Origin of the sequence: Thermococcus sp., assembly GCF_027008145.1 — an archaeon.
GTDB lineage: Archaea > Methanobacteriota_B > Thermococci > Thermococcales > Thermococcaceae > Thermococcus.
In genome coordinates, this window is sequence record NZ_JALTCZ010000143.1 from 1 (window position 1) to 22,271 (window position 22,271).

Genomic DNA, 22,271 nt, shown 5'->3' on the forward strand with positions numbered 1-22,271 from the left:
TCACAGGACGTTCCAGCCGATAAACAGCATCATTGAGGTTGACTACTCGATCCCGGGTTGCCCTCCAACACCACAGATGCTGCAGTCTTTCTTCAAGTTCTTCATCTCGGGGAACGAGGCAAGGCTAAGACTCTTCAAGGTGACCTCGAAGCTGAAGAAGCTGAGTGGCTTCGACCTGATAGACGACGTTGTTCTGACCGGGCTCTGCATAGGATGCGGTGCCTGTGAGCTCTCCTGTCCGACCGATGCGATTAAGCTCGTCGAGAAGAGACCAACCCTGACACAGGAGAGGTGTATCAGGTGTGGAACCTGCTACATCCGCTGTCCGCGCGCGTCTCAGATAATATGCATGGGAGGTGAAAGATCATGATGCCCATAGGGGAAAACATCCTCGGGCAGTTCCACAGTGTTTACCTCGCCCGGGCCAGAGATAAGGAAATCCTGGAGAGAAAAGTGGCAAGCGGAGGGGCGGTGACTGCTATTTTGACCTACGCCCTTGAAGAGGGCCTCGTCGAGGGCGTTGTCGCCTCCAAGAGAGTGAAGGGGTTTGAGGGGAAGGCAATAGTTGCTCGCAACAAAAGGGAGCTCCTCGAGGCCGCGGGCAACAGATGGAGCATCGTCCCCTTTGCTGCAAGGATAAAGGCAAAGATAGAGGAGGAAGACCTCAGGGAAGTTGTCATAGTATGTCTTCCCTGTCAGGCACAGTTCTTCGGTCAGATGAGGGACTTTCCAATACTTGAGACCGACTTCGGGAACAGGATAAAGTACATAGTAAGCCTCTTTTGTATGGGGACTTTTGCCTTTGAGGCCTTCCTCAACTACCTTCGGGTTCGCTACGGAGTAAGGGCTGATGAGATAAAGGACATAAAACTCTCAAAGGACTTCCTTGAGGTCCACTATGATGATACGGTTCTTGCCATACCCCTGAAGGAGGCATACTCCTACCTCCAGACGGGTTGCCTTGTGTGCATGGATTACACTGGAATATGGAGTGATGTATCGGCCGGCTTCGTTGAGAGTGAACCCAGATGGACGGTGCTGATAACTAGGAACACCCGCGGGGAGGAACTCGTGAGAGGCGCACATGAGAATGGCTACATAGACCTCCGCGATGGAACTCACGTGGTTGGGGAAGTTCTAAAGATGGCTAGGGAAAAGGTGGCCAGAGCACAGAGAAACATGGCCCAGCTCTTCTGAAACTTCTTCTTTTTTAAACAAGTTATGCAACAAAGCTGATGTTTGTTAATATCTTTTGTTTACTTCCAAGCCAAGGGGCATACAAAAAAGTAAAATGCCATTTATGTGCCTTTATTCCCACTAAAATCCACTATTTGAACCTTAAGTTAAAAACTAAGTTGTTAAAAAAGCGTTTTAAGCAAAAACACAAAGCTTCTTCTGAAGAAAAACATGGACATCCCGGCAATAACAGGACATTAAGAACAAATATGGGGGTGAGGAGAAATGCCGACGTTCCCGGTTCCATTTGCCGTCTTCGGATATGGAACCGCCGCATTAACCTACGGATTATATTTGCTATTTGGTTTTCCAAAGGCAAGGAATGAAGAGGAACAATTTAAGATAAAGAGGGGCCTGATAGCCAATGGCTTCGCCTTCGGTGGCATAGCCCAGTTTACGGCAGGTTTGGTGCTGTTTGCCCTCTACAACGACATCGTTGACGCAACGACCGCGGCAGTTTTCGGGGTGCTTTGGACAGCAATATGGCTCAACGAGTACTTTGATGCAGACCCACGGACGCTGACGTTCCTTGACATAGCGATAATAGTGTACACAATATTCGCGGGCTCGTGGGCCCTGATGCTGGGTCACAAGGTAGTTGCATTCCTGCTCTGGAGCATAACGGCCCTCAACGTGTCGCTTGTCTTCACGCACTCACTGGGCAAGGCTACCAAGCTGAGTGGACTGCTTGCTCTTGAAAACGCCATAGTTGCATACTACATAACAATGGCAATAGTCTACAGCGCCCTCGGCCATCCAATGACGTTCTGAAGAAGGTGGTGAGCATGGAGGAGAAGCTGACCCCGGTGGTCTGTCCCTACTGTGGTGTGGGATGCAGACTCTACATAAAAACACTTGACGGTTACCCGACGGGGATAGAGTACGCCGAGGACATACCCAGCATTTCAAACGAAAAGGGCAAGCTCTGTCCGAAGGGAAACGCCATCCTTGAATATCTCCTAGCCAGGGACAGACTTAAGAAGCCCCTGAAGGCCAAGGAGGAGGGTAAGTTCGTCGAGATAAGCTGGAACGAGGCGATTAGGGAAGTAGCCGAGAGGCTGAAGGAGTACTCCAAGGATGATCCCGATGCGATGATGTTTTTCGGTTCTGCCAGGACTTACAACGAGCCCAACTACCTAATTCAGAAGCTTGCGAGAATGCTCGGAACTAACAACGTTGACCACTGTGCAAGGCTTTGCCACTCCTCGACGGTTACGGGACTTAAAGCGGTATTCGGAGCGGGGGCGATGACCAACACGTTCAGGGACATTGAAGAGGCGAACGTCATCTTCATAATCGGCCATAACTTCGCTGAAACGCATCCCGTTGGCTTCCGCTACGTGATAAAGGCCAAGGAGCGTGGAGCCAAGGTAATAGTCGCCGACCCCAGGTTCACGAGAACCGCGTGGTTCGCCGACATATACCTCCAGCACTATCCGGGCACTGACATAGCGCTCCTCAACGGCCTCATCCACGTCATAATCAAGGAAGGCCTTTACGATGAGGACTTCGTGAGGAGAAGGTGCACCGGCTTTGAGGAGCTTGCTAAGATCGTTGAAAAGTTCACGCCGGAATACGTTGAGGAGATAACCGGTGTCCCAGCCGAGCTGATAGTCCAGGCGGCGAGAACATTCGCGACGGCGGGGAAGGGAGTGATAACCTGGGCCATGGGGATTACCCAGCACACCCACGGCCACGACAACGTAAGGCTCGCCGCGACGCTCTCTGCAATATGTGGCTACCAGGGAAGAGAAGGCTGTGGTGTCTCACCAATGCGCGGTCAGAACAACGTCCAGGGAGCGTGTGACCTCGGTGTTCTGCCCAACGTCTTCCCGGGTTACCAGGCGGTGACCGACCCAGAGAAGAGGAAGTTCTTTGAGGAGTTCTGGGGCGTCTCACTGAGCGGTGAGATTGGCCTTACAGTTATCGAGGCAGCCCACGCCATAGAGAAGGGCAAGGTCAGAGCATACTACGTAATGGGCGAGAACCCGGTAATAAGCGACGCCAACACGAACCACGTTCTGAAAGCCCTCAGAAAACTCGAATTCATGGTCGTCCAAGACATAGTTCCGACGCCAACGATGGAGTTCGCCGATATAGTTCTTCCCGCTGCTGCAATGCCCGAGAACGAGGGTTCACTCACAAATACGGAGAGGCGCGTCCAGTGGAGCTTCAAAGCCATCAACCCGCCGGGGGAGGCGAGGCCCGACTGGTGGATAATTAGTGAAATAGGAAAGGCTGTCGGCTTTGCAGGAGAGGGTGCAAAGGGCTTCAGCTACACCTCACCTGAGGAGGTTCTCAGGGAGATAAACGCCTGCACACCTCAGTACAGGGGCATAACACCTGAGAGGCTCAAGAAGAACCTCGCCGGGATTCACTGGCCGTGCCCGAGCGAAGATCACCCCGGAACCAGAGTTCTCTACAGGGACAGGTTCCTAACGAGCGACGGACTGGCCCATCTCGCGGCGGTGGATTACAAGGGACCGGCTGAACTTCCGGACGAGGAGTACCCATTCATTCTAACTACAGTGAGGTATGTTGGGCACTACCACACACTCACAATGACCGGGAGGAGCAGATCTCTAGTCAAGCGCTGGCCTGAACCACTGGCGGAGATACACCCAGAGGATGCGGAAAAACTAGGGATAACGACTGGGGATTGGGTTAAGATAGAGACGAGAAGGGGAGTTTACCCGATTAGGGCGAAGGTCACAAGGAGCGTCAAGAAAGGCGTCATAGCCGTTCCATGGCACTGGGGAGCAAACGTTCTGACCAACGATGCCCTCGACCCGGTCTCAAAGATACCAGAAACCAAAGTCTGCGCCTGCAGAGTGGTAAAGATAACAGAAGAAGAGGCCAGGGAGCTGATAAAGGCCGTTCCAAAGGTTATACCAGAGGTTGAGGTCGTGAAGGGGTGATTTAAATGGCCAGGAAGACCGTGTTTATCGACTTTTCAAAGTGCATTGAGTGCCGTGCCTGTGAGGTCGCCTGTGAACGCGAGCACAACGGCAGGTCATTCATCAACGTCTTTGAATGGCAGGAGATGGCAGCGATGGCCCTCAACTGTCGTCACTGTGAGAATGCGCCCTGTGTTGAGGTCTGCCCCACCAACGCCCTCTACCGCGACGAGGATGGTGCAGTCCTTCTGGCCCCCCAGAAGTGCATAGGTTGCCTCATGTGCGGAATAGTCTGCCCCTTCGGAATTCCCGAGCTCGACTCCCTCAACAAGATAATGATGAAGTGCGACCTCTGTGCCCACAGAAGGGCAGAGGGCAAGCTTCCAGCGTGTGTTGAGACCTGTCCAACAGATGCTCTGCTCTTCGGAGACTTCAACGACATCCAGAGGATGAGAAGGGAGAAGTTCACAGAAAAAGCCATAGAGTCTACCAAGGAAGGCGAGAAAATCTCCCTAATGGGACTGTGAGGTGGTTGATATGGAAGAACTTTTCCTTCTTTCCTTCTCAATCCCTCTCATCGGGGGGCTGGTCCTTTTCAAGCTCGACGGCAAGAGGGCCGACTACTTCATGCTCATCACCGTCATCGTTTCAACCCTCCTTAACATTCTCGGCGTTTACGAGTTCTGCTTCTCGGGAATGAAAACCGTTCACGAAACCCTGCTAACCTCGGGAACCTTTGGAGAAGTTTACGGCATTTTGCTTGACCCGATGAGCGTCTGCGTTGGGCTTGTTGTTTCAACGGCTGGTCTGCTCTTCATGCTCTACTCGATCGACTACATGAGCCCGAACAACAGGGAGCACCCGGTGGGAGAAGGCAAAGGGCGCTTCTACGCCTGGATGGTCCTCTTCATAGGGGCAACCCTGGCGTTTGTTTACTCCTCCTCAGTTCTCCAGCTACTGATATTCTTCGAGCTCATGAGCCTCGCCTGTTGGGGTGTCGTGGGCTACTACGGAAGCAAGAAGGCGAAGAGATCAGCATACAAGGCCTTCATCGTCACGAACTTCGGGGCGATGGTAGGACTCTACACGGCGGTCGGCGTTGGACTCATACACCTTCACAACCTGAGCCTCTTCGCTTACTCCTCCCTTGATTCCCACCTGAAGCTCATAGTCTTTCTGGCCGTTATGATAGCGGCCTTCACAAAGAGCGCCCAGTTCCCCTTCTACTCCTGGCTACCGGATGCTATGGTCGCCCCCACTCCAGCCAGCGCTTTCCTCCACGGTGCCGCGATGGTGGAGATGGGTGTCTTCCTTCTCGCGAGGTTCATCCAGTTTATGCAGCCGATTCCAAAAGAAGGCTTCTACGCCCTAGCCAGCCTGATAATAGCCACCCAGATTATCTGCATCCTCATGTATCCACTCCAGAGGGGCGCCAAGAGGCTCCTCGCGTACTCAACGATAGCGGAATCAGGTTTAATGTACGTGGCACTGGCCATCGCCGTCCTCGGTATGCAGAGCGGTCTTCAGGCTTCAGTTTTCCAGCTCTTCAACCACGCCTACATCAAGGGGTTGGCATTCCTCACCGCTGGAACCTTCAGCTACGCCCTGGGAACCCTTGAGATGGACAGGATACGGGGCCTCCTGAAGTCGCCGGTGGTGGGCTACGGCTGGACCTTCGCGCTTCTCGGCTTGGCAGGAGTTCCACCCTTTGGAGTGTTCTTCGGAAAGCTCGGGATACTCAGCAACGCGAACGCGATGAGGGAGAGCGTTCTTGTCGTGATAATGTTCGCCCTCCTCCTTCTGGACTCGGCGGTTTTCCTGATGGTCTCACTGAAGAGGATACACTCCATGGTCTTCAGCGAGGGTGACGAGAAGGTCGAGATAACGCCCCTGATGAAGGCGGTGATGGTTATCCTGCTGGTGCTGGCGATAATAGCCCCGTACATAGCCTATCCGCTGGTCGTCAAGGTGGGGTGGTGAGAATGTTCGATACGACGCTGACTTTTTCACTCGACAGGATTTCAGTGCTCTTCGCGTTGAACGTTGCAATCCTTGGAATAGCGGCGCTGATAGGGTCAGTGAGGTACGTGAAAATCTACACCTTCAGGCTGAAGATACCCTACTACCCGACCCTGATAACGTTCATAGTCGCGATGTTCCTGATTCCAGCCGTCCACGACTGGCTTAGCTTCCTCTTCCTGTGGGAGATAATGACTCTCGCCTCGTACTTCCTCATAATCTATGACTGGCCCGAGGAGAACGTCAAGAGGGCAGGATGGAAGTACTTCGCCACGATGCACCTCTTTGACACCTCTCCATTGATGCTGGCGGTCACGATCTACTACGCCTCGGCTGGGACTTTCGACTTCGGCCCAATCCAAGCCTACAAGACGGCGGTGGTGGCACTCTTCCTGCTTGGATTCGCAACGAAAGCAGGCCTCTTCCCGCTCCACTTCTGGCTTCCGGACGCCCACCCAGCAGCACCAAGCCCGGTCTCGGCACTCATGAGCGGAGCAATGGTGGAATTAGGCGTTTACGGGAGCATTAGAGTCCTTGAAGCAGTAAACTGGAGCGTTCCAGCATGGATAACCTGGCTCATTGGAGCGATGGCAGTATTGAGCATGCTGGCCGCGATACTCAGCTATCCTCACCAGAATGACGTGAAGAGGCTCTTCGCTTGGTCAACCATAGACAACATCGGCTGGATGTACCTCTTCATCCTCGCCGGATTGTTAGGAGTCACTGGCGTTGAAAAGGGAGTGAGCTACTACGTTCTAGCACACGGTCTGGCAAAAGGAGCCGCATTCCTGACGACTGGCGCTCTGATCTACGTCTTCGGAACCAAGGACTTGGAGAAAATGAAGGGGATGATTAACGCGGATCAGACTACAGCCGGGCTCTTAATAGCTTCAATCTTCGCCCTCGAAGGTGTCCCGCCCTTCAACCTCTTCCTCAACAAGTTGAACGTGATTAAAGCACTATTCCAGGCGAACGAGTGGTTAGCACTCTTCACTGCAGTTGAATGGGTGATAGCCTTCATTATTTTCCTCAGAATAATCCACGCTTACGTGATAAGCAATGGGAAGCCCGAAGTTAGGAGGAAGCTTCCGGTTAGCATTGCGTTTGCCGTGGTAATCCTCCTAATCCTCTCCCTCGCGAGTCAACTCATAAGCAACTACGTGTGGGCGAGGTGGTGAAAATGATGGAAGAACTGTTTACCCTCACCGTAATCCTATACCTCCTTTCAATCCTCGTGGTGCTTCCACTCAGGAAGAACTACAGAGCATCGATCACGGTTGGCCACGTCCTTACAGGCCTGGCATCAATCTCGCTCCTAGCCTTCACCGTCGGCTCGCTTCCAGATGTGTTGAAGGGTAAAGCCATCGAATTCACCTACAACCTCGGCGTTGCGGAGATACCGTTCCATGTTGATGGCCTCTCCCTGATACTATGCCTCGTCCTCGGAAGCCTCGGCCTCGCCACCTCGATCTACTCTCCGAGGTACATGGAGTTCTACGAGCGTTTCGGCAGGAGCTGGCTCTACGTAGTCCTTTACTCAGCGTTCGTCCTCTCCATGATACTGATAGTGACGACATCAAACTTCCTGTGGTTCGTGTTCTTCTGGGAGGTCATGACCTTTACTTCCTACCTACTCATGATATGGGAGAACGACGAGGAGTACGTCAGGAAGGCTGGCTGGAAATACTTCGTCACGATGCACGTCGCGAGCACCCTCCCGCTGATAATATCCCTCGCCATGCTCTACGCCAAGACCGGCTCGGTTAACGGCCTGGACTTCGACAACTTGGCCACACTTCACCTCGGTCCGATATACTACGTCCTCTTCCTGATCGGCTTCGGCAGCAAGGCCGGTGTCGTTCCGCTCCACTTCTGGCTACCGGATGCCCATCCAGCCGCGCCGAGCAACGTCTCGGCGTTACTCAGCGGTGCCATGATCAAGGTGGCAGTTTACGGCCTGATAAGGACGACCTGCTTCATCCTGAGGCCAACCGAAGCGCTCGGCTACACAGTTGCTATACTCGGAACGGTAACCCTCACCGTTGGAACACTCTACGCCCTCAAGCAGACCGACGCGAAGAGACTTTTGGCCTACCACAGCGTCGGTCAGATGGGCTACATCTGGCTTGGAGTTGGGGCGGGAATAACCCTGATTGCCAAGGGATATCCAGCATTTGGAGCGATAGCCATGGCAGCCGGGCTGTACCACTTGGTGAACCACGCGATATTCAAGGGCCTACTGTTCCTCTCGGCTGGCTCGGTTCTCTACAGAACGCACACGAGGGATTTGAACGTTCTAGGGGGCCTGGCGAAGCTCATGCCCTTCACCGCACTGTTCACCTTCATAGCGGCCATGTCCATAGCCGGTGAGCCGCCGTTCAATGGCTTTATGAGCAAGTGGATGATCTACCAAGGAACGTTCCTATCGGGCGATGGACTCCTCGTCTTCTGCGGCATAATGGCGCTCTTCATCAGTGCGGCGACGTTAGCGTCCTTCGTCAAGTTCTACACAACGGCCTTTGGAGGGACACCGACGACCACAACGGAGAAAGCCGAGGAAGTTCCATCAAGCATGCTCATCGGGAAGGGCTTCTTAGCATTCCTCTGCCTGCTCTTTGGACTGGTTCCCTCGTCGATAATACCCCTCCTACTCACGCCAGGAAAAGCGCTAACCGGAGTCGATCTCTCGGGCTGGATATCCACCAAGTACTGGCTCGTGACGATAAGGGCACCAAGAATGCCCGCTGGAGGCGAGACCTACTTCAACCCGTGGCTCTTCGTGGGTGTGCTCGGCGTTCTGGTAGTTGCTATGCTCATCTCCTACCCGAACAGGCCGAAGAGGATTGTCAAGGTCTGGACGACGGGAGAGCCGGTCAAGGCGGAGCACTACAAGCTCAGGGCCATGCACTACTACGGCCCCTTCGAGGAGTACATCCACGGCCTCTACCACGGCGGCGATGCCTTGAGTGGCTGGGGTACTTACGTCTGTTCATCCCTGGCTGGAGGTTATCTCTCCCTAGGAAGAACCCTGCTGAGATGGGCCGAGAAGGTTGGGAAGGATGTTTTAAGCACCGGTAGATGGTATGAGAAGAACGGTAAGGAGATCTACCTAGACGAAGCGGTTGCATCGCCCTTTGTCCAGCTGATGAAAGGCCTCGGGATAGCTATCGAGGAAGTCTCACTCAGCTACGACCTTCTTCTCATGCTCGCCGCGGCGACCTTGGGAGTTATGATGCTAATCCTGCTGGGGTGGTGAAAATGGAAGCCGAGAGAATTGCCTTCAGCTTCATCTCGCTCTGTCTCATACTGTTCCTCCCCCCCTTACTCGATGGTATCGGGCGAAAGGTTAAGGCGAGAATACAGCTCAGGCAGGGGCCCTCAATACTCCAGACCTACTACGATCTGACCACGTTCCTTTCCGTGGAACCAGTTTACCCAACGGAGAGGCTCGCCTTCAGGCTGGCTCCCTACATAGCCTTCGCCTCGGCGGTCTCTGCCGCTCTCGTGCTTCCCTACGGGAGGGTCATACCCGTCAGCTTCACTGGTGACATCTTCGTCTTCCTCTACGTCCTTGCGATGGTTTCGATAGCCTACATGGTCGGTGGCTTCAGCCTCAACAACACCTACACCAACACCGGCGCGAACAGGGAAATGATGATGATCCTCAGCATTGAGCCGATACTGGGCGTCGCAATAGGAACCTTCGCCCTCAATGCCCACACCCTCAGGATAGGAGCGATACCCTTCGCCCTAACCTTCACGGTCTCGGTTCTCCTGGCCTACGGACTGCTGGCCTACTCGGTTTACGTCGAGGGGGGCTTCATACCCTTTGACGTGGCCGAGGCGGAGCAGGAGATACTTGAGGGAACCTTCAGCGAATACAGCGGCTACCTGCTGGGGATATTCAAGTGGGCACTGATGATAAAGCGCTTTGCCCTGCTGTGGCTCCTGAGCAGTTTCATATCGATACCCTTTGTCAGAAACGTCGCGAACGGTGCGTTAATCCTGATCACGCAACTTATCGTTCTTCTGTTATTATACGCTGGAATAGCTGTGATCGAGTCAATGAACGCACGTCTCAGGATAGACCACGTCATAAGGAGGAACACCGGGGTCTTCCTCTGCTCTCTGGCTGTCCTCCTGCTCGCGGCGCTGGGGTGGTGAGAATGAAGGAATGGGCGCGTAGGATTATGGATGAAAAGGTTCGGGAGAAATACGTTAACGAGGTAGTTGAGAAGTTCGGGGACAGGATCATCAGCGTTGAGAGGAACGCGGACAACCAGTGGATAATCGAGATTAACCGAGAGGATCTTCCAGAGGTTGTAGGCTACATAGTAAACCACCCGGAGTGGAAGGAGACTCAACTCTCCACAATGGCCGGAGCCGATGAAAGACCACTCAGAGGCAAGTTCAGCCTGATCTACTGGATATCCATAAATGGGGCGAGTGGAGACGTTTTCCTTGGCATAAAGACGTACATCCCTGAGGACGACCCGAGGTTTCCAGCGGTTACGCCGGTTCATCCCGGTGCCCACTGGTACGAGAGGGAGGTCAAGGATTTACTCGGCCTCATACCCGAAGGCCATCCAGACCCGAGGAGGCTTGTCCTCCCGGATGACTGGCCCGAAGGAGTCTATCCGCTCAGAAAGGACTTCCACTACACCGACAGCCCGAAAAGGGAATTCACCGACGAGACGAAATACCCCTACAGGGAACCGCCGAAGGGAACCGCCGTCTTCCCGCTCGGACCGTATCACGTTGCCCTCGACGAGCCGGGTCACTTCAGGCTGTTCGTCAAGGGAGAGGAGATAGTTGACGTTGACTACCGCCTCTTCTACCAGCACAGGGGAATAGAGAAGATAGGGGAGAACAGACTGACCTACGACCAGGTCAACTTCATAGCGGAGAGGATATGCGGAATCTGCGGTACGGCGCATGCTTTAGCCTATGCACAGGCCGTCGAGGCCGCTGGGAAAATTGAGGTTCCTGAGAGGGCAGAGTACATCAGGACTGTGATGGCGGAGATAGAGAGGCTCCACAGCCACATGCTTAACCTCGGCCTGGCATGCCACGACATCGGCTTCGACAAGGGATTCATGGACGCCTTCAGAATCAGGGAGCACGTGATGTGGCTCGCCGAGAGGCTCACCGGCAACAGGAAGACCTACGGAATGGTCATTATCGGCGGTGTGAGGAGGGACTTCCTCGAATACAGGAGAACGATGATAGAGGAAACACTCAGGAAGCTCAGAGAGGAGTTTCAGAAGTGGGTTGACCAGACACTCTCAACCAGAACCTTCATAAAGCGCTGTGAGGGGGTAGGTGTTCTATCCTACAGGGACGCGAAAAGATGGAGCTCGGTTGGACCCTGGGCAAGGGGTTCGGGAAGGAATTTCGACGCCAGAAGAGATCATCCCTTTGCGGCTTACAAATACCTCGACTTCAAGGTTCCAGTTCACAAGGAGGGCGACGTTCTGGCGAGGTGCCTAGTTAGGGCAGAGGAGATCATGGAGTCAATCTGGATCATAGAGCAGGCCCTCGACGAGATGCCTGGCGGGGATATCCTCGCCGAGTGGAAGGAGATACCGCCCTACAGGGAGGCGGTCGGCTTCACGGAGGCACCAAGGGGGGAGGATGTGCACTACGTGATGACTGGCGAGGGCAACAGGCTCTACCGCTGGAGGATAAGGGCCTCGACCTATAACAACTTCCCGTCACTACCAGATGCAATGAGGGGCAACACCGTTGCCGATGCCGTTCTGATAATAGCCTCGCTGGATCCGTGCTACTCCTGCACAGAGAGAGTGCAGGTCGTCGATCTGGAAGAAAAACGTGCAAGGGTTCTAACGGAGAAAGAACTCATTGAACTCTCCAGAAAGGTCAGCAGGAGGGTCTGAAATGGCCGTTACGCTGAAGTATCCATTTGTAAAGCTTGAGGCTCCTCCCGAATACAGGGGAATTCCACACATAGAGCCGAGGCTCTGCATTGGCTGTGGTGCCTGTGTCAACGCCTGCCCCGCCGATGCCCTCCTCAAAATAGACGATCACTCAACAGGTACAAGGAAGATAGTTCTCGACGTCGGCAGATGCATCCGGTGCGCCCGCTGTGACGAGGCCTGTCCGACGGGAGCGATAAGGATGACCCGTAACTTCGAGGTTGCAACTCTAGACAGGAGTGACCACGTAGAGGTCGTCGAGCTTAGACTTCACCGCTGTCCCAACTGCGGAAACTACACTGACTACACGGAGAGGGCCCTAGAAAAGGCATTCCAGATACTACCGGAGGGGCTTTTCGACAAAGAGGAGCTCAGAAAAAAGGCTATCCTCTGCAGAAACTGTCGCAGAAAGCTGACCGTTGACGACACGATAGAGGCCAGCAGGGAGGTGGTAGGATGAAACTCCGCTCACTGTATATTTTCCACCTGGATACTGGGGCCTGTAACGGGTGTGAGATAGAACTCTTCGATGTCTTAACACCCTACTACGACGCCGAAAGGCTCGGCGTCAGACTGGCTGCATCCCCAAGGCACGCCCATGCGATGGCGGTGACGGGTCCGCTAACGAGGCAGACCTACTATGCCGCCAAGGAGGCCATAAAGGCAATGCCGCCGAAGCCGAGGATAATAGTCGCCATAGGAACCTGCGCCTGCTCGGGCGGGATATTCTACAACGGTTACCCGATATACAGAAGGCCGGAAAGCCCGAGAGAAGGTCAGGAGTACCCGAGGAGGGGCGGTATCTTCGAGCTGGTTCAGGATTTGAGGGACGAGGGGGAATACGTGGGACCAGTTGTTTACATCCCTGGCTGCCCGCCGAGACCGGAGGAGATACTCTACGGCGTCGCTTTGGCTCTGGGACTCGTGGAAAAGAGGGCAAAGGGCGAGCATTACACGGAGGAGGCCGGCTTTGAACTGCCCGAGTACCCAATCGAAGAAAGAATACGCCTGAGCCTCAGGGAGAGGCTGAAGTACGTCGTCGGCTACTTCGACAGGGAGGGGATTCTCAGGGATTTCATGGAGCTTGCTGGGAAAGCGGAAAGTGTCGAGGAGCTCCACAGGCTGATCGAAGATTACTGCCTGAGGAATCCCGATTCGAGGATTTCACTAGCCATGAGGGTTCTGGAAAGAGAATTCCTCAGGCTGAAGGAGAAGTACGGATGGGAGGTGGGGATGAATGCCAAGGCTCCTCAAGGTGAAGTACGTGGGGTTCAGGTCGCCGTTAAGCGCGATGCTGGATCACGTTGATGCGGATTTCACGATCTACGAGGAGGTTGGTAAGGTTTCAATGGAGGCCTGCCGGCTGATCAAGCGGGCCCTTGGAAAGGACTACATCACGCTCGCCGATCTCCCCAAAATCCCCTTTGAGAAAATGAACAAAGAAGACAGGTGCACTTTAACAAAGGCATTCCACAATTTAAAGCCCGACGACAGACTTAAACTGGAGAGAAGGGGGTGTTCATGATGAATGGAGGTATCCTCACATTTTTCATGTTCGTGCTTCCCCTGTATGTTGTTGCGTTCATCCTGTACTCAGTCAGGGCCGTCAAAGGCCCAACAATAACAGACTCAATCCTCGCAGTAGACTGCATGAGCTTCGACATAGCCGCATTCATGGCAATCCTCGCAGTATACTTCAAAAGCACCTACCTCATCACCGGAGCCATAACCCTAGCACTCTGGGCCTACCTCTTGGACGTTTACATCGCAAACCACCTCACAAAAAAGGAGGTGGGAACATGAGCATACTCCTCACCCTCGGAGCAATCCTCATACTCACCGGTGGAATCTGCGACCTCTTCGGAGCAATAGGCCTACTAAAATTCCCCAACTTCTACGTCCGCCTACACGCGGCAACCGTCGGAACAATAGGAGGAGCAGCAGTGCCACTCTTCGGCGTAACACTACTAGCACTCGGCACTGACATTCCAAACAAAGAAGCGATAGCAGGAGCCAGCCTCATCACGGGAATGATAATCCTCCTCGTTGCCCCAGCAGGAGCAACAGCACTGGCTTACGCCGCCCACAAGGCGAGAATAATAGAATGGAAGCCAAAAACCGACCAATTAAAGGAGGCGAGAAAATGATCGAACTCCACCTAACAATCCTCGCAATCACCGCGTTAATAGGATTAACCTTCTCCTACCTGGCAATAACCGAGAAAGACCTCCTCAAGGCAGTCGCCTACTCAGCAGTCCAAGCAATAGCCTACGCCATAATCTTCTACCTCCTCATGGCGCCCGACATTGTCTTAGCATACGTGGCAATAGCGGTGGGAATCTACTCGGCGTTACTCGTCTTCATCATCGGAAAAACCGAAAGGTACGAGGTGGTGTGAATGAAGCGATTAATAGGCTTGATCATCATCCTCACAATCACCTTAGGGGTGGCTTACTACGTCAGTCAAAACCTCACCCCTCAGAAGAGCCTCCACCCACTCGGAAAATTCTACCTCAAGAACAGCTACTTTGGAGACTACTCGGCGAAAAGCCCAGAAGCGGTAACCTCAATCGTCTGGGACTATCGTGGCTTGGATACGCTATTCGAGACGGCAGTCTTCTTCATTGCAATAATAGGCAGTTTAACCCTCTTCAGGCTGAGCAAGGAACAAAGCGAAGAGGCAAAGCAGGGCGAGCCAAAACGAGAACTCCCCGAACCAGTTTGCGCCGTCACGAAAATCATCGTCGCAATGATTTTAGCCGTTTCAGCCTCAATAGCCCTCCACGGGCAGTTAACGCCAGGAGGAGGCTTCCAGGGCGGTTCTGCATTAGCGGTCGCCCCGCTCTTGATAATAGCAGCTTACTCCAAGTACGCTCTCGAAAAGAACGGTTTGGACAAGACTAGAGCCATAATAATCCGCTCAATCGGTCTCTTAGGAATAGCCCTCACAGCCTTAACCCCCCTCCTGGTTAAAGGTTACTTCATGCAGAACCAACCCATCTTTCCAGGAAAAGCTCTGGGAGCTCCTCTCGGCGGGTCACTCGTCTACTACAACCTCTTCGAGTACCTGGCTGTGGGGGCAGGCTTCACGGCAGTCTTCCTCCTCTTGAGCATTCCAGAGGAGAAGTTCAGGAAGTTCCTGGGGGTGAAACAATGATAAGCCTCCTCTGGAGCGTTACGATAGTCTCACTTATAGTGACCCTCATCATAAGCGTTTACGGGATTGCGGCAAAGCCAAACCTCGTGAAGAAGCTGATAGCGTTAACAATCTTCGGCGACACTGCCAACGTTCTCGTAGTCCTCCTCGGGTACAGGGTAATCTACCCCGTAAAGCCTCCAATCCTGCCAGTCTGGAAGGAGAGTGCCCTCCAGAGCTTCCTCAACACTGCCGTTGACCCTCTCCCGCAGGCATTGGTTCTAACGGCAGTAGTCATCGGAATGGCGGTTAACATACTCATAGCCTTCGCGATAATCCAAATTTACAGGATTTACGGGACGCTTGACGTTAGGGAAGCCGGCAGGTTCCTCCCAAACCTGTTGAGGAGGGGTGAGTGATGAAGGGTGTAGTGTCAACTGCCTTGCTCACCTTCGTGACGTACATCATCTTCACCGGCTCAATAACGCCGTACGACCTTGTTACTGGAGCAGTTGTGGCAATCGTCATTGGCCTGCTGGTTGGCAAGTTCCTAGTAGAGAACGACGCCAAGGCATTGAACCCACTCAGGTGGTTTTGGAGTGTAGTTTACTTCGTCTGGTACTTTCTCGTTGCCGAGGTTAAAGCGCACCTGGACGTTATTGGCAGAATAATCACGGGGAACTTTGAACCTGGAATAGTTAAGGTTCCGTTGAAAGTGAAGAGCGAGTACGCGAGAACCTTAGTTGCGAACTCGATAACGAACACTCCGGGGACTGTAGTTGTTGACGTTGATGAGAACTACCTCTACGTGAACTGGATTAACGTGACGACTGAAAACCCGGAAGAGGCTAAGAAAGAAATCTGCGAGGGGTTTGAAAAATTTGCGGAGAGAATATTCGAGTGAGGTGGTGGGGATGAACGGTGCGTGCTTAACCCCAATAATCCCAATCCTCTTCGCCTTCGCGTTGCCGATAACGTCAATCCTCGTTAAGGGGAACAGGAGAGTCGTGATGGCGTACGCTTTGACCGGAACGGGTTTAACCTTAGTTAGCGCTCTCAAGCTCTTTCAGTCGGCTTACTCTTCAAAAGAACCGCTGGTTTACACTTTCGGTGGCTGGACGGCGCCAGTGGGCATAATTTACGAGGTTGACAGGATGAGTGCCCTGATCGCCCTCGTAACTGCCACACTCATGTTCCTCATCGCAATCTACAGTTACCGTTACATTGAGGAGGCCCTGGAGTGGTACTTCACGCTTTACCTCGGCCTTGAGGCTGGCTTGCTCGGTGTTCTTCTCACGGGTGATGCTTTCAACCTCTTCGTCATGATTGAGGTCACCAGCATTGCAGCTTATGCCCTCGTAATGTTCTACCGCGACAGGGGGGATTCAGTAGTAGCCGGCCTGAAGTACGCTTTAATCGGCGCGGTTGGAACTACAATGTACTTCCTCGCTTTAGGAGTCCTTTACTACGGTTTTGGAACGCTGAACTTCGCGAATCTGAGTGCTTTAATCCACGGGTTAAGCTTCCCAGTGGTTGGAAAGCCGTGGGGGAACGTGGTTGTTGCTTCGGGTGTTGCTCTAGCCTTAGCAACGTGGGCTTTCCTGATTAAGGCTGCTGTCTTCCCGAATCACTTCTGGCTTCCGGAGGCTCATCCGGCAGCGCCGAGTCCGATTTCGGCAATCCTCTCGGGACTGGTGGTTAACGTTGGCGTTTATTCGCTTGCTAGGTTCGTTTACACTGTTTACGGGGGTTCGCTCAGTGCAGGCCTGAATAGCGTGGTTCACGCGCTCAGTGTAATCTTAATGTTCCTTGGCGCGGTTTCGGCGCTCTTTGGGGCTTTGATGATGCTGGTTCAGAGGGACGTGAAGAGGCTTATCGCGTACTCTACAATAATGCACATGGGTTACCTGGTGATGGCGGTTGGCGTTGGCTCTCAGCTGGCTTTGAGCGCTGCAATCTTCCACATGGTGAATCACGCTGTTGCTAAAGCCCTGCTCTTCCTCTCGGCTGGGGTTTTCATCCACGCTGCTGGTTCGAGGAACCTGGAGGATTTGGCCGGGCTTGGAAGGAAGTTTCCAGTAGCGATGTTCAGTTTGGCGGTGGCTTCGTTGAGTCTCGTTGGTGTCCCGCCATTGAACGTGTTCTTCAGCAAGCTGCTGCTTTTCAATGCTTTTATGGGGAAGAGTTTTCTCCTGGCTTTGGTGCTGGTTTTGAGTTCAGTGACGGCTTTGGTGGGTTATGTTAGGGTGTTCTATGAGGTCTGGCTTGGGAAGCCTAAGGGGGATGTCAAGGCCAGGGAAAGCTGGAGCATGAGTGGTGTTTGCTTGGTTTTGGCTTTGGCTTGTATTGTTATCGGCCTTCTTGCTCCTTACGTGGTCAGTCACTACATTGACCCTGCGGCAACCCAAGCGGTAAACTACAAACTCTACATCCAGAAGGCTATAGAATACGCTTCCAAGGTTAAGCTCGGCCTCTGAGACTCTCCAACTTTTGGTTTATAACAACTAGTTTCTTACCTTTTTTTGCCAATTTGAACTTTAGAAAAGCGTTTTAAGGCCAATAAAGAACTTTCCATCGAGAGTAAACAAAAACGTTAATTGGGGGTGGTGTTTTGCCATTCATCGCGGCCTTCATCTGGAGTTACATACTTTGGCTCGCTCTGACCGCGGGAACGAATGGCCTGCTCTGGAGCACGCAGGAACTGATAGCGGGAGTGATATTCTCGGCAATAGTGGCCTACACAACGAGAAACATCATAGGTGAAAAGGCAGGAAGGTTCCTGAATCCCATCAAGTGGCTTGAGTGGATAGCATACATCCCAGTTCTTTTTTGGGGAATGACCAAAGCGAATTTCCACGTCGCATGGCTCGTCATAACAGGGAAGATAAGGCCCGGAATCGTCAGGGTTCCTGTTGAGCTCGAAAACGACGCCCAGTACACGATAATGAGCAACTCGATAACGCTTACCCCGGGAACGCTGACCATAGATGCCTGTCCGGAGGAGAAGGCCCTCTACGTCCACTGGATTGATATCCCTCCAGGTCTGGAAAAACCAGAAAGCTCCGAGCCGGTTGCCGGGCCCTTTGAAAAGTGGGCGAGGAGGCTGGGAAGATGATAGAGCCGGTTTTCTTCTACGCTGCATTGATAGTCATGATGGCTGGCTTCCTCTCGGTGCTCAGAATCCTGCTCGGACCAACGGTTCCTGACAGAGTTGTTGGCGTTGACACGCTGAACACTCTCGTCGTCGCGGTAATGATACTCCTTGGGGCAGCATACGACAGGACGATCTACATAGACATCGCCATCGTCTACGCCCTGCTGAGCTACATAGGAACACTTGCAATTGCCCGCTACCTCCAGGGGGGATTGACGTGAGCTGGGCGAGCTACCTCGTCTGCACCTTCTTAGCTATCAGCCTGATCTTCAATACCCTAGGGAGCATAGCCCTCCACCGCTTCCCCGATGTTTACACGAGGCTCCACGGCGCTACAAAGTGCACAACTTTTGGAACGATATTTGCCGTCTTAGCAGTCTTCACCCACGCTCTTTACAGACTACACGCCACCGGGGATCCGAAGTACCTGCAGATGGGCCTCCACAGCCTCGTGGCTTTGGTGGCTCTCCTCTTAACGAACCCGACGGGGGCACACGCGATAGCCAAAGCTGCACACTTGAGCGGTTACAAGCCGGCTAAAGCCGTCATAGATGCCTACGAGGAGAAGCTCGGGGGTGGGAGAGAATGAATACCCTCACGATAGACATGACAATCCAAGCCATCGTCCTGCTCGGCGTCCTCATCACAGCCTACCTCACGATTCGCTTCAGGGATTTACTGGCTGCTGCCTTAATGTCGACAGCGATGAGCCTGCTCCTCAGCCTTGAGTTCTACATGCTTCACGCACCGGACGTTGCCATAGCGGAAGCTGCCGTCGGTGCCGGCGTTGTGACGGCTCTGGTCGTCTACGGCATAGCAAAGACAGAGAGATGGGAGGGGAGAGCATGAAAAAGACGATAGCCTACCTCTCGCTCCTCTTCATTCTCGGCGTGCTCCTCTACGTGGCGAACCCCAACTACGGTCTGATTTTCGGACCCGGGGGCAAGGAGTGGCTCTCACTTCGCTATACGGACAACTACTACATAACCCACGGCCTTAAAGAAGTCGGTGGTATGAACATAGTCACGGACATCGTGTTCGACTACCGTGGCTATGATACGATCGGAGAGGCAACCGTTCTCTTCACTGCCATAGCCGGAGCTGTAGCACTATTCAGGCCCTGGAGGAGGGATGAGGGATGAGCTGCGTTGGAGACGACATGGGGGTCATAGTGAGAACCGCCGCGAGGGCCACGATACCGCTCATAGGTATATTTGGGGCTTACATAGTGATGCACGGTCACCTAACGCCCGGAGGTGGCTTCCAGGGAGGAGCAACTATAGCCGGCGCAGGGATACTCTTCCTGCTCGCCTTTGGGCTGAAGGAGATGAAAAAGAGCTACAACAAGAACCTCTACTCTGCCCTTGAGGGGATAGGCGGTTTAGCCTTCCTCGGCGCGGCGATGCTCGGCGTTGGTGTTGCCTTCTTCTACAACGTCCTCTGGCACAGCGGGCCGTTCTTCAACGGAAAGCCCGGGACACTCCTCTCTGCCGGCTACCTGCCGATAATGAACCTAGCAGTGGGCCTAAAGGTCTTCACGGGCTTGGTGAGTGCAATGGCGAGCCTGGCCCTTTACAGGAGGTGGAGGTCATGATTCAGTTCCAGTTCATAACTGCCTTCCTGCTGGTAGTCCTCGGAATTTACGCCTTCCTCGCAAAGAACAACCTGCTCAAGCTGATCTTGGCTTTGGACATCATAGACTCGGGAATACACCTGCTCCTCATAAGCCTCGGCTACCGCATAGAGCTCAACGAAATCCCGACGGCGCCAATCTACACCGGCTACGAGACGCTCAAGAGTCCGATGGTCGGGCCTCTGCCGCAAGCCCTCGTCCTGACGAGCATAGTCATCGGCGTCTGTGTGTTGGCTCTCGCGGTCGCTTTGACCGTTAACGCCTACCGCCACTACGGAACCCTCGATGTAAGAGCCCTCAGGAGGTTGAGGGGATGATGCTCCTTCCCTACCTAATAATCATCCCTCTCTTCGGAGCATTCTCGATGCCGATAGTGAACCTGGCGGGGAGAAAGATCAGGGAAGCTTGGGCCATCCTGATCAGCGGTGCAACACTTGCCGTAGGCTCATGGGTCTTCTACTGGGTCTACGAGAATGGAACGATACTCTACACACTCGGAGCAAAAAGCCCGCTCGGCCAAGGCGTTAACTTCCCGATAAGGATAGTCTGGGAGGTCGACCTATTCTCTGCCCTGATGGTGCTTATGGTGGCCTTCGTCTCCTTCATGGCAGTAATCTACTCCCTCGGCTACATGAAGCACGACACCGGGCTGGACAAGTACTACACGCTCATACTTATCCTCGAACTCGGAATGCTGGGCATAGCGATAACCGGCGACCTCTTCAACTTCTACGTCTTCCTTGAGATAATGAGCATAGCCAGCTACGCCCTCGTTGCCTTCAGGAACGACACCTGGGAGGGCATAGAAGCTGGAATAAAGTACATGTTCGTCGGCTCGATAGCGAGTTCTCTAATCTTGCTCGGCATAGCACTCCTCTACGGCGAATACGGAACATTGACGATGGGCTACCTTGCATTAAAGCTCTCCCAGAACCCAACCGTTGTTGGGAAGGTCGCCTTGGCACTGTTCATCGCCGGCCTGCTCTTCAAGAGCGGTGCATCGCCGGTCCACATGTGGCTTGCTGATGCCCACCCCGCTGCTCCAAGCTCGATTTCGGCTATGCTCTCCGGTCTGGTGATAAAGATAGGTGGCCTCTACGCGCTGGCTAGGATAGCCTTCAGCATCTACGGGGCAAGCGTGAGCATGAGAACCGTCGGCTGGATCATAATCTTCTTCGCCTGCATCACACTAATCGTCGGCAACGCGATGGCGGTTATACAGACGGACATGAAGAGGCTCTTGGCTTACTCCTCGGTTGGACAGGTCGGCTACATACTCCTCGGCATTGGGATAGGGTTAGCTGCCTACGGAAGCCAGACTGGTGAAGTGGCCCTGGCGGGAGCTATATACCACACCTTCAACCACGCACTCATGAAGGGCCTGCTCTTCCTCATAGCTGGAGCGGTAATCCACCAGCTCGGAACAAGAAATTTGAACGAGCTGAGCGGTCTGGCAAAGACAATGCCGAAGACAACCTTCGCCTTCCTCATTGGAGCGGCCGCTATAATCGGAATGCCGCCCTTGAACGGCTTTGCGAGCAAGTGGCTCATCTACGAGAGCTCGGCCCTCTTCAACCCGATTTTGGGCGCGATAGCGATAATAGGAACTGCCTTCTGTACTGCTGCCTATGTCAGGGTTTTCTACACCTTCTTCGGAAGGCCAAGCGAGAGGGTCATGAAGGCGAAAGACCCAGAAAAGAGCATGCTCTGGCCGATGCTGATCCTAACGGTGGCAATAATCGCCATGGGCCTCTTCCCGTGGCAGATAAGCGACAAGGTCATGATTCCAGCTGCAAAGGCCCTAGAAAACCAGTTAGCTTACATAACCACTCTCATGGGGGGTGGTTGAGATGTTTGGCTACTGGGATGCGCTCTACTTCGTCTTCGTCTTCATCATCGGCCTGATCCTGGCTTACCTCCTCGACCAGTGGGCTAAGAGGAGCGGTATGGGGACGAGAAAGACTGGGCCGGGAACTAAAATGTTCATAAGCGGTGAGGACCCTGATAAGGTCATCCCGGGCTTCGAGCACTTAGAAGGCCACTACACGGGAAGGAACATCATGTGGGGCCTAACCTACGCCCTCAAGAACTTCTTCACCGCGCTTAGGAGGGAGCACACGGGTTTGCTCACCAACTACGCGAGCTATCTCGTGATAACGACGGCCTTCATCATGGGGGTTCTCCTAATCTGGGGGTGAGCATAGATGGAGCAGGTCTACGAAGTTCACTATCACTCCCCGCCCGAAGGGCGTACTAAACG

General features: G+C 53.6%; 29 protein-coding genes. All 29 read left to right on the forward strand.

Translation table 11 applies throughout. The features are described from left to right. A partial coding sequence (locus MVD07_RS06795; protein ID WP_297499960.1) for a 4Fe-4S binding protein occupies nucleotides 1–370 on the forward strand: 370 nt, incomplete at its 5' end. Beyond that, complete coding sequence (locus MVD07_RS06800; protein WP_297499962.1) at nucleotides 367–1,197, forward strand: Coenzyme F420 hydrogenase/dehydrogenase, beta subunit C-terminal domain; 831 nt, start codon at nucleotides 367–369, stop codon at nucleotides 1,195–1,197. The genes MVD07_RS06795 and MVD07_RS06800, both read left to right, overlap by 4 nt. Before the next feature lie 264 nt (nucleotides 1,198–1,461). Beyond that, nucleotides 1,462–2,007: a hypothetical protein gene (locus tag MVD07_RS06805; RefSeq protein WP_297499964.1), complete on the forward strand. Its 546-nt coding sequence runs from the start codon at nucleotides 1,462–1,464 to the stop codon at nucleotides 2,005–2,007. A 14-nt stretch (nucleotides 2,008–2,021) separates the two neighbouring features. Beyond that, nucleotides 2,022–4,154 (forward strand): formate dehydrogenase subunit alpha, encoded by a 2,133-nt coding sequence (fdhF, locus tag MVD07_RS06810; protein WP_297500010.1) that lies wholly within the window; start codon nucleotides 2,022–2,024, stop codon nucleotides 4,152–4,154. A 5-nt stretch (nucleotides 4,155–4,159) separates the two neighbouring features. Beyond that, nucleotides 4,160–4,660, forward strand: coding sequence for a 4Fe-4S dicluster domain-containing protein (locus tag MVD07_RS06815; protein WP_297499966.1), 501 nt, complete (start codon nucleotides 4,160–4,162; stop codon nucleotides 4,658–4,660). Nucleotides 4,661–4,670: 10 nt separating this feature from the next. After that, nucleotides 4,671–6,113, forward strand: a complete 1,443-nt coding sequence (locus tag MVD07_RS06820; protein WP_297499968.1) for a hydrogenase 4 subunit D — start codon at nucleotides 4,671–4,673, stop codon at nucleotides 6,111–6,113. A 2-nt stretch (nucleotides 6,114–6,115) separates the two neighbouring features. Then, the gene (locus MVD07_RS06825) at nucleotides 6,116–7,330 is read left to right on the forward strand and encodes a proton-conducting transporter membrane subunit (protein WP_297500013.1); all 1,215 of its coding nucleotides are present in this window, start codon (nucleotides 6,116–6,118) and stop codon (nucleotides 7,328–7,330) included. A gap of 2 nt (nucleotides 7,331–7,332) precedes the next feature. Then, nucleotides 7,333–9,408, forward strand: a complete 2,076-nt coding sequence (locus MVD07_RS06830) for a proton-conducting transporter membrane subunit (RefSeq protein WP_297500016.1) — start codon at nucleotides 7,333–7,335, stop codon at nucleotides 9,406–9,408. A gap of 2 nt (nucleotides 9,409–9,410) precedes the next feature. Next, nucleotides 9,411–10,316 (forward strand): NADH-quinone oxidoreductase subunit H, encoded by a 906-nt coding sequence (locus tag MVD07_RS06835; RefSeq protein ID WP_297500019.1) that lies wholly within the window; start codon nucleotides 9,411–9,413, stop codon nucleotides 10,314–10,316. A 2-nt stretch (nucleotides 10,317–10,318) separates the two neighbouring features. Next, nucleotides 10,319–12,049, forward strand: coding sequence for an NADH-quinone oxidoreductase subunit C (locus tag MVD07_RS06840; protein WP_297500022.1), 1,731 nt, complete (start codon nucleotides 10,319–10,321; stop codon nucleotides 12,047–12,049). A 1-nt stretch (nucleotide 12,050) separates the two neighbouring features. Next, the gene (locus MVD07_RS06845; RefSeq protein WP_297499970.1) at nucleotides 12,051–12,548 is read left to right on the forward strand and encodes a 4Fe-4S dicluster domain-containing protein; all 498 of its coding nucleotides are present in this window, start codon (nucleotides 12,051–12,053) and stop codon (nucleotides 12,546–12,548) included. After that, nucleotides 12,545–13,396, forward strand: a complete 852-nt coding sequence (locus MVD07_RS06850) for a hydrogenase (RefSeq protein ID WP_297499972.1) — start codon at nucleotides 12,545–12,547, stop codon at nucleotides 13,394–13,396. Before MVD07_RS06845 ends, MVD07_RS06850 begins: the two co-directional genes overlap by 4 nt. Next, the gene (locus tag MVD07_RS06855; protein ID WP_297499974.1) at nucleotides 13,326–13,613 is read left to right on the forward strand and encodes a hypothetical protein; all 288 of its coding nucleotides are present in this window, start codon (nucleotides 13,326–13,328) and stop codon (nucleotides 13,611–13,613) included. Before MVD07_RS06850 ends, MVD07_RS06855 begins: the two co-directional genes overlap by 71 nt. Continuing rightward, nucleotides 13,613–13,891: a monovalent cation/H+ antiporter complex subunit F gene (locus tag MVD07_RS06860; RefSeq protein ID WP_297499976.1), complete on the forward strand. Its 279-nt coding sequence runs from the start codon at nucleotides 13,613–13,615 to the stop codon at nucleotides 13,889–13,891. The genes MVD07_RS06855 and MVD07_RS06860 overlap by 1 nt, the downstream gene beginning before the upstream one ends. Beyond that, nucleotides 13,888–14,235, forward strand: a complete 348-nt coding sequence (gene mnhG / locus MVD07_RS06865; RefSeq protein WP_297499978.1) for a monovalent cation/H(+) antiporter subunit G — start codon at nucleotides 13,888–13,890, stop codon at nucleotides 14,233–14,235. Before MVD07_RS06860 ends, mnhG (MVD07_RS06865) begins: the two co-directional genes overlap by 4 nt. Then, nucleotides 14,232–14,486 carry a hydrogenase subunit MbhD domain-containing protein gene (locus MVD07_RS06870; protein WP_297499980.1) on the forward strand — a complete coding sequence of 85 codons (255 nt, stop codon included), beginning with the start codon at nucleotides 14,232–14,234 and terminating at the stop codon, nucleotides 14,484–14,486. The genes mnhG (MVD07_RS06865) and MVD07_RS06870 overlap by 4 nt, the downstream gene beginning before the upstream one ends. Then, entirely contained in the window at nucleotides 14,487–15,245 is a 759-nt protein-coding gene (locus MVD07_RS06875) for an MnhB domain-containing protein (RefSeq protein WP_297499983.1), read from the forward strand. Beyond that, the gene (locus MVD07_RS06880; protein ID WP_297499985.1) at nucleotides 15,242–15,643 is read left to right on the forward strand and encodes a sodium:proton antiporter; all 402 of its coding nucleotides are present in this window, start codon (nucleotides 15,242–15,244) and stop codon (nucleotides 15,641–15,643) included. The genes MVD07_RS06875 and MVD07_RS06880 overlap by 4 nt, the downstream gene beginning before the upstream one ends. Continuing rightward, nucleotides 15,643–16,128: a Na+/H+ antiporter subunit E gene (locus MVD07_RS06885; RefSeq protein WP_297499987.1), complete on the forward strand. Its 486-nt coding sequence runs from the start codon at nucleotides 15,643–15,645 to the stop codon at nucleotides 16,126–16,128. Before MVD07_RS06880 ends, MVD07_RS06885 begins: the two co-directional genes overlap by 1 nt. A gap of 10 nt (nucleotides 16,129–16,138) precedes the next feature. Then, nucleotides 16,139–17,701 carry a proton-conducting transporter membrane subunit gene (locus MVD07_RS06890; protein ID WP_297499989.1) on the forward strand — a complete coding sequence of 521 codons (1,563 nt, stop codon included), beginning with the start codon at nucleotides 16,139–16,141 and terminating at the stop codon, nucleotides 17,699–17,701. A 134-nt stretch (nucleotides 17,702–17,835) separates the two neighbouring features. Continuing rightward, nucleotides 17,836–18,339 carry a monovalent cation/H+ antiporter subunit E gene (locus MVD07_RS06895; protein WP_297499991.1) on the forward strand — a complete coding sequence of 168 codons (504 nt, stop codon included), beginning with the start codon at nucleotides 17,836–17,838 and terminating at the stop codon, nucleotides 18,337–18,339. Continuing rightward, entirely contained in the window at nucleotides 18,336–18,599 is a 264-nt protein-coding gene (locus tag MVD07_RS06900; protein WP_297499993.1) for a cation:proton antiporter, read from the forward strand. The genes MVD07_RS06895 and MVD07_RS06900 overlap by 4 nt, the downstream gene beginning before the upstream one ends. Continuing rightward, nucleotides 18,596–18,967: a monovalent cation/H(+) antiporter subunit G gene (mnhG, locus tag MVD07_RS06905; protein ID WP_297499995.1), complete on the forward strand. Its 372-nt coding sequence runs from the start codon at nucleotides 18,596–18,598 to the stop codon at nucleotides 18,965–18,967. The genes MVD07_RS06900 and mnhG (MVD07_RS06905) overlap by 4 nt, the downstream gene beginning before the upstream one ends. Next, nucleotides 18,964–19,227 (forward strand): DUF4040 domain-containing protein, encoded by a 264-nt coding sequence (locus MVD07_RS06910; protein WP_297499998.1) that lies wholly within the window; start codon nucleotides 18,964–18,966, stop codon nucleotides 19,225–19,227. The genes mnhG (MVD07_RS06905) and MVD07_RS06910 overlap by 4 nt, the downstream gene beginning before the upstream one ends. Then, on the forward strand, nucleotides 19,224–19,520 hold the full coding sequence (mbhE, locus tag MVD07_RS06915) for a hydrogen gas-evolving membrane-bound hydrogenase subunit E (protein WP_297500000.1): 297 nt from the start codon (nucleotides 19,224–19,226) through the stop codon (nucleotides 19,518–19,520). Before MVD07_RS06910 ends, mbhE begins: the two co-directional genes overlap by 4 nt. Beyond that, entirely contained in the window at nucleotides 19,517–19,972 is a 456-nt protein-coding gene (locus MVD07_RS06920) for a Na(+)/H(+) antiporter subunit B (RefSeq protein WP_297500002.1), read from the forward strand. The genes mbhE and MVD07_RS06920 overlap by 4 nt, the downstream gene beginning before the upstream one ends. Beyond that, nucleotides 19,969–20,328 carry an NADH-quinone oxidoreductase subunit K gene (locus tag MVD07_RS06925; protein WP_297500025.1) on the forward strand — a complete coding sequence of 120 codons (360 nt, stop codon included), beginning with the start codon at nucleotides 19,969–19,971 and terminating at the stop codon, nucleotides 20,326–20,328. Before MVD07_RS06920 ends, MVD07_RS06925 begins: the two co-directional genes overlap by 4 nt. Next, entirely contained in the window at nucleotides 20,325–21,860 is a 1,536-nt protein-coding gene (locus MVD07_RS06930) for a proton-conducting transporter membrane subunit (protein ID WP_297500004.1), read from the forward strand. The genes MVD07_RS06925 and MVD07_RS06930 overlap by 4 nt, the downstream gene beginning before the upstream one ends. Before the next feature lies 1 nt (nucleotide 21,861). Beyond that, entirely contained in the window at nucleotides 21,862–22,209 is a 348-nt protein-coding gene (locus MVD07_RS06935; RefSeq protein ID WP_297500007.1) for a hydrogenase, read from the forward strand. The last annotated feature ends 62 nt before the right edge of the window (nucleotides 22,210–22,271 follow it).

Bases quoted from the DNA above. Each gene is read 5' to 3' on its own strand.
- MVD07_RS06800 (WP_297499962.1), top strand. From the start codon at position 367: ATGATGCCCATAGGGGAAAACATCCTCGGGCAGTTCCACAGTGTTTAC.
- MVD07_RS06805 (WP_297499964.1), top strand. From the start codon at position 1,462: ATGCCGACGTTCCCGGTTCCATTTGCCGTCTTCGGATATGGAACCGCC.
- fdhF (WP_297500010.1), top strand. From the start codon at position 2,022: ATGGAGGAGAAGCTGACCCCGGTGGTCTGTCCCTACTGTGGTGTGGGA.
- MVD07_RS06815 (WP_297499966.1), top strand. From the start codon at position 4,160: ATGGCCAGGAAGACCGTGTTTATCGACTTTTCAAAGTGCATTGAGTGC.
- MVD07_RS06820 (WP_297499968.1), top strand. From the start codon at position 4,671: ATGGAAGAACTTTTCCTTCTTTCCTTCTCAATCCCTCTCATCGGGGGG.
- MVD07_RS06825 (WP_297500013.1), top strand. From the start codon at position 6,116: ATGTTCGATACGACGCTGACTTTTTCACTCGACAGGATTTCAGTGCTC.
- MVD07_RS06830 (WP_297500016.1), top strand. From the start codon at position 7,333: ATGATGGAAGAACTGTTTACCCTCACCGTAATCCTATACCTCCTTTCA.
- MVD07_RS06835 (WP_297500019.1), top strand. From the start codon at position 9,411: ATGGAAGCCGAGAGAATTGCCTTCAGCTTCATCTCGCTCTGTCTCATA.
- MVD07_RS06840 (WP_297500022.1), top strand. From the start codon at position 10,319: ATGAAGGAATGGGCGCGTAGGATTATGGATGAAAAGGTTCGGGAGAAA.
- MVD07_RS06845 (WP_297499970.1), top strand. From the start codon at position 12,051: ATGGCCGTTACGCTGAAGTATCCATTTGTAAAGCTTGAGGCTCCTCCC.
- MVD07_RS06850 (WP_297499972.1), top strand. From the start codon at position 12,545: ATGAAACTCCGCTCACTGTATATTTTCCACCTGGATACTGGGGCCTGT.
- MVD07_RS06855 (WP_297499974.1), top strand. From the start codon at position 13,326: ATGCCAAGGCTCCTCAAGGTGAAGTACGTGGGGTTCAGGTCGCCGTTA.
- MVD07_RS06860 (WP_297499976.1), top strand. From the start codon at position 13,613: ATGAATGGAGGTATCCTCACATTTTTCATGTTCGTGCTTCCCCTGTAT.
- mnhG (WP_297499978.1), top strand. From the start codon at position 13,888: ATGAGCATACTCCTCACCCTCGGAGCAATCCTCATACTCACCGGTGGA.
- MVD07_RS06870 (WP_297499980.1), top strand. From the start codon at position 14,232: ATGATCGAACTCCACCTAACAATCCTCGCAATCACCGCGTTAATAGGA.
- MVD07_RS06875 (WP_297499983.1), top strand. From the start codon at position 14,487: ATGAAGCGATTAATAGGCTTGATCATCATCCTCACAATCACCTTAGGG.
- MVD07_RS06880 (WP_297499985.1), top strand. From the start codon at position 15,242: ATGATAAGCCTCCTCTGGAGCGTTACGATAGTCTCACTTATAGTGACC.
- MVD07_RS06885 (WP_297499987.1), top strand. From the start codon at position 15,643: ATGAAGGGTGTAGTGTCAACTGCCTTGCTCACCTTCGTGACGTACATC.
- MVD07_RS06890 (WP_297499989.1), top strand. From the start codon at position 16,139: ATGAACGGTGCGTGCTTAACCCCAATAATCCCAATCCTCTTCGCCTTC.
- MVD07_RS06900 (WP_297499993.1), top strand. From the start codon at position 18,336: ATGATAGAGCCGGTTTTCTTCTACGCTGCATTGATAGTCATGATGGCT.
- MVD07_RS06910 (WP_297499998.1), top strand. From the start codon at position 18,964: ATGAATACCCTCACGATAGACATGACAATCCAAGCCATCGTCCTGCTC.
- mbhE (WP_297500000.1), top strand. From the start codon at position 19,224: ATGAAAAAGACGATAGCCTACCTCTCGCTCCTCTTCATTCTCGGCGTG.
- MVD07_RS06920 (WP_297500002.1), top strand. From the start codon at position 19,517: ATGAGCTGCGTTGGAGACGACATGGGGGTCATAGTGAGAACCGCCGCG.
- MVD07_RS06925 (WP_297500025.1), top strand. From the start codon at position 19,969: ATGATTCAGTTCCAGTTCATAACTGCCTTCCTGCTGGTAGTCCTCGGA.
- MVD07_RS06930 (WP_297500004.1), top strand. From the start codon at position 20,325: ATGATGCTCCTTCCCTACCTAATAATCATCCCTCTCTTCGGAGCATTC.
- MVD07_RS06935 (WP_297500007.1), top strand. From the start codon at position 21,862: ATGTTTGGCTACTGGGATGCGCTCTACTTCGTCTTCGTCTTCATCATC.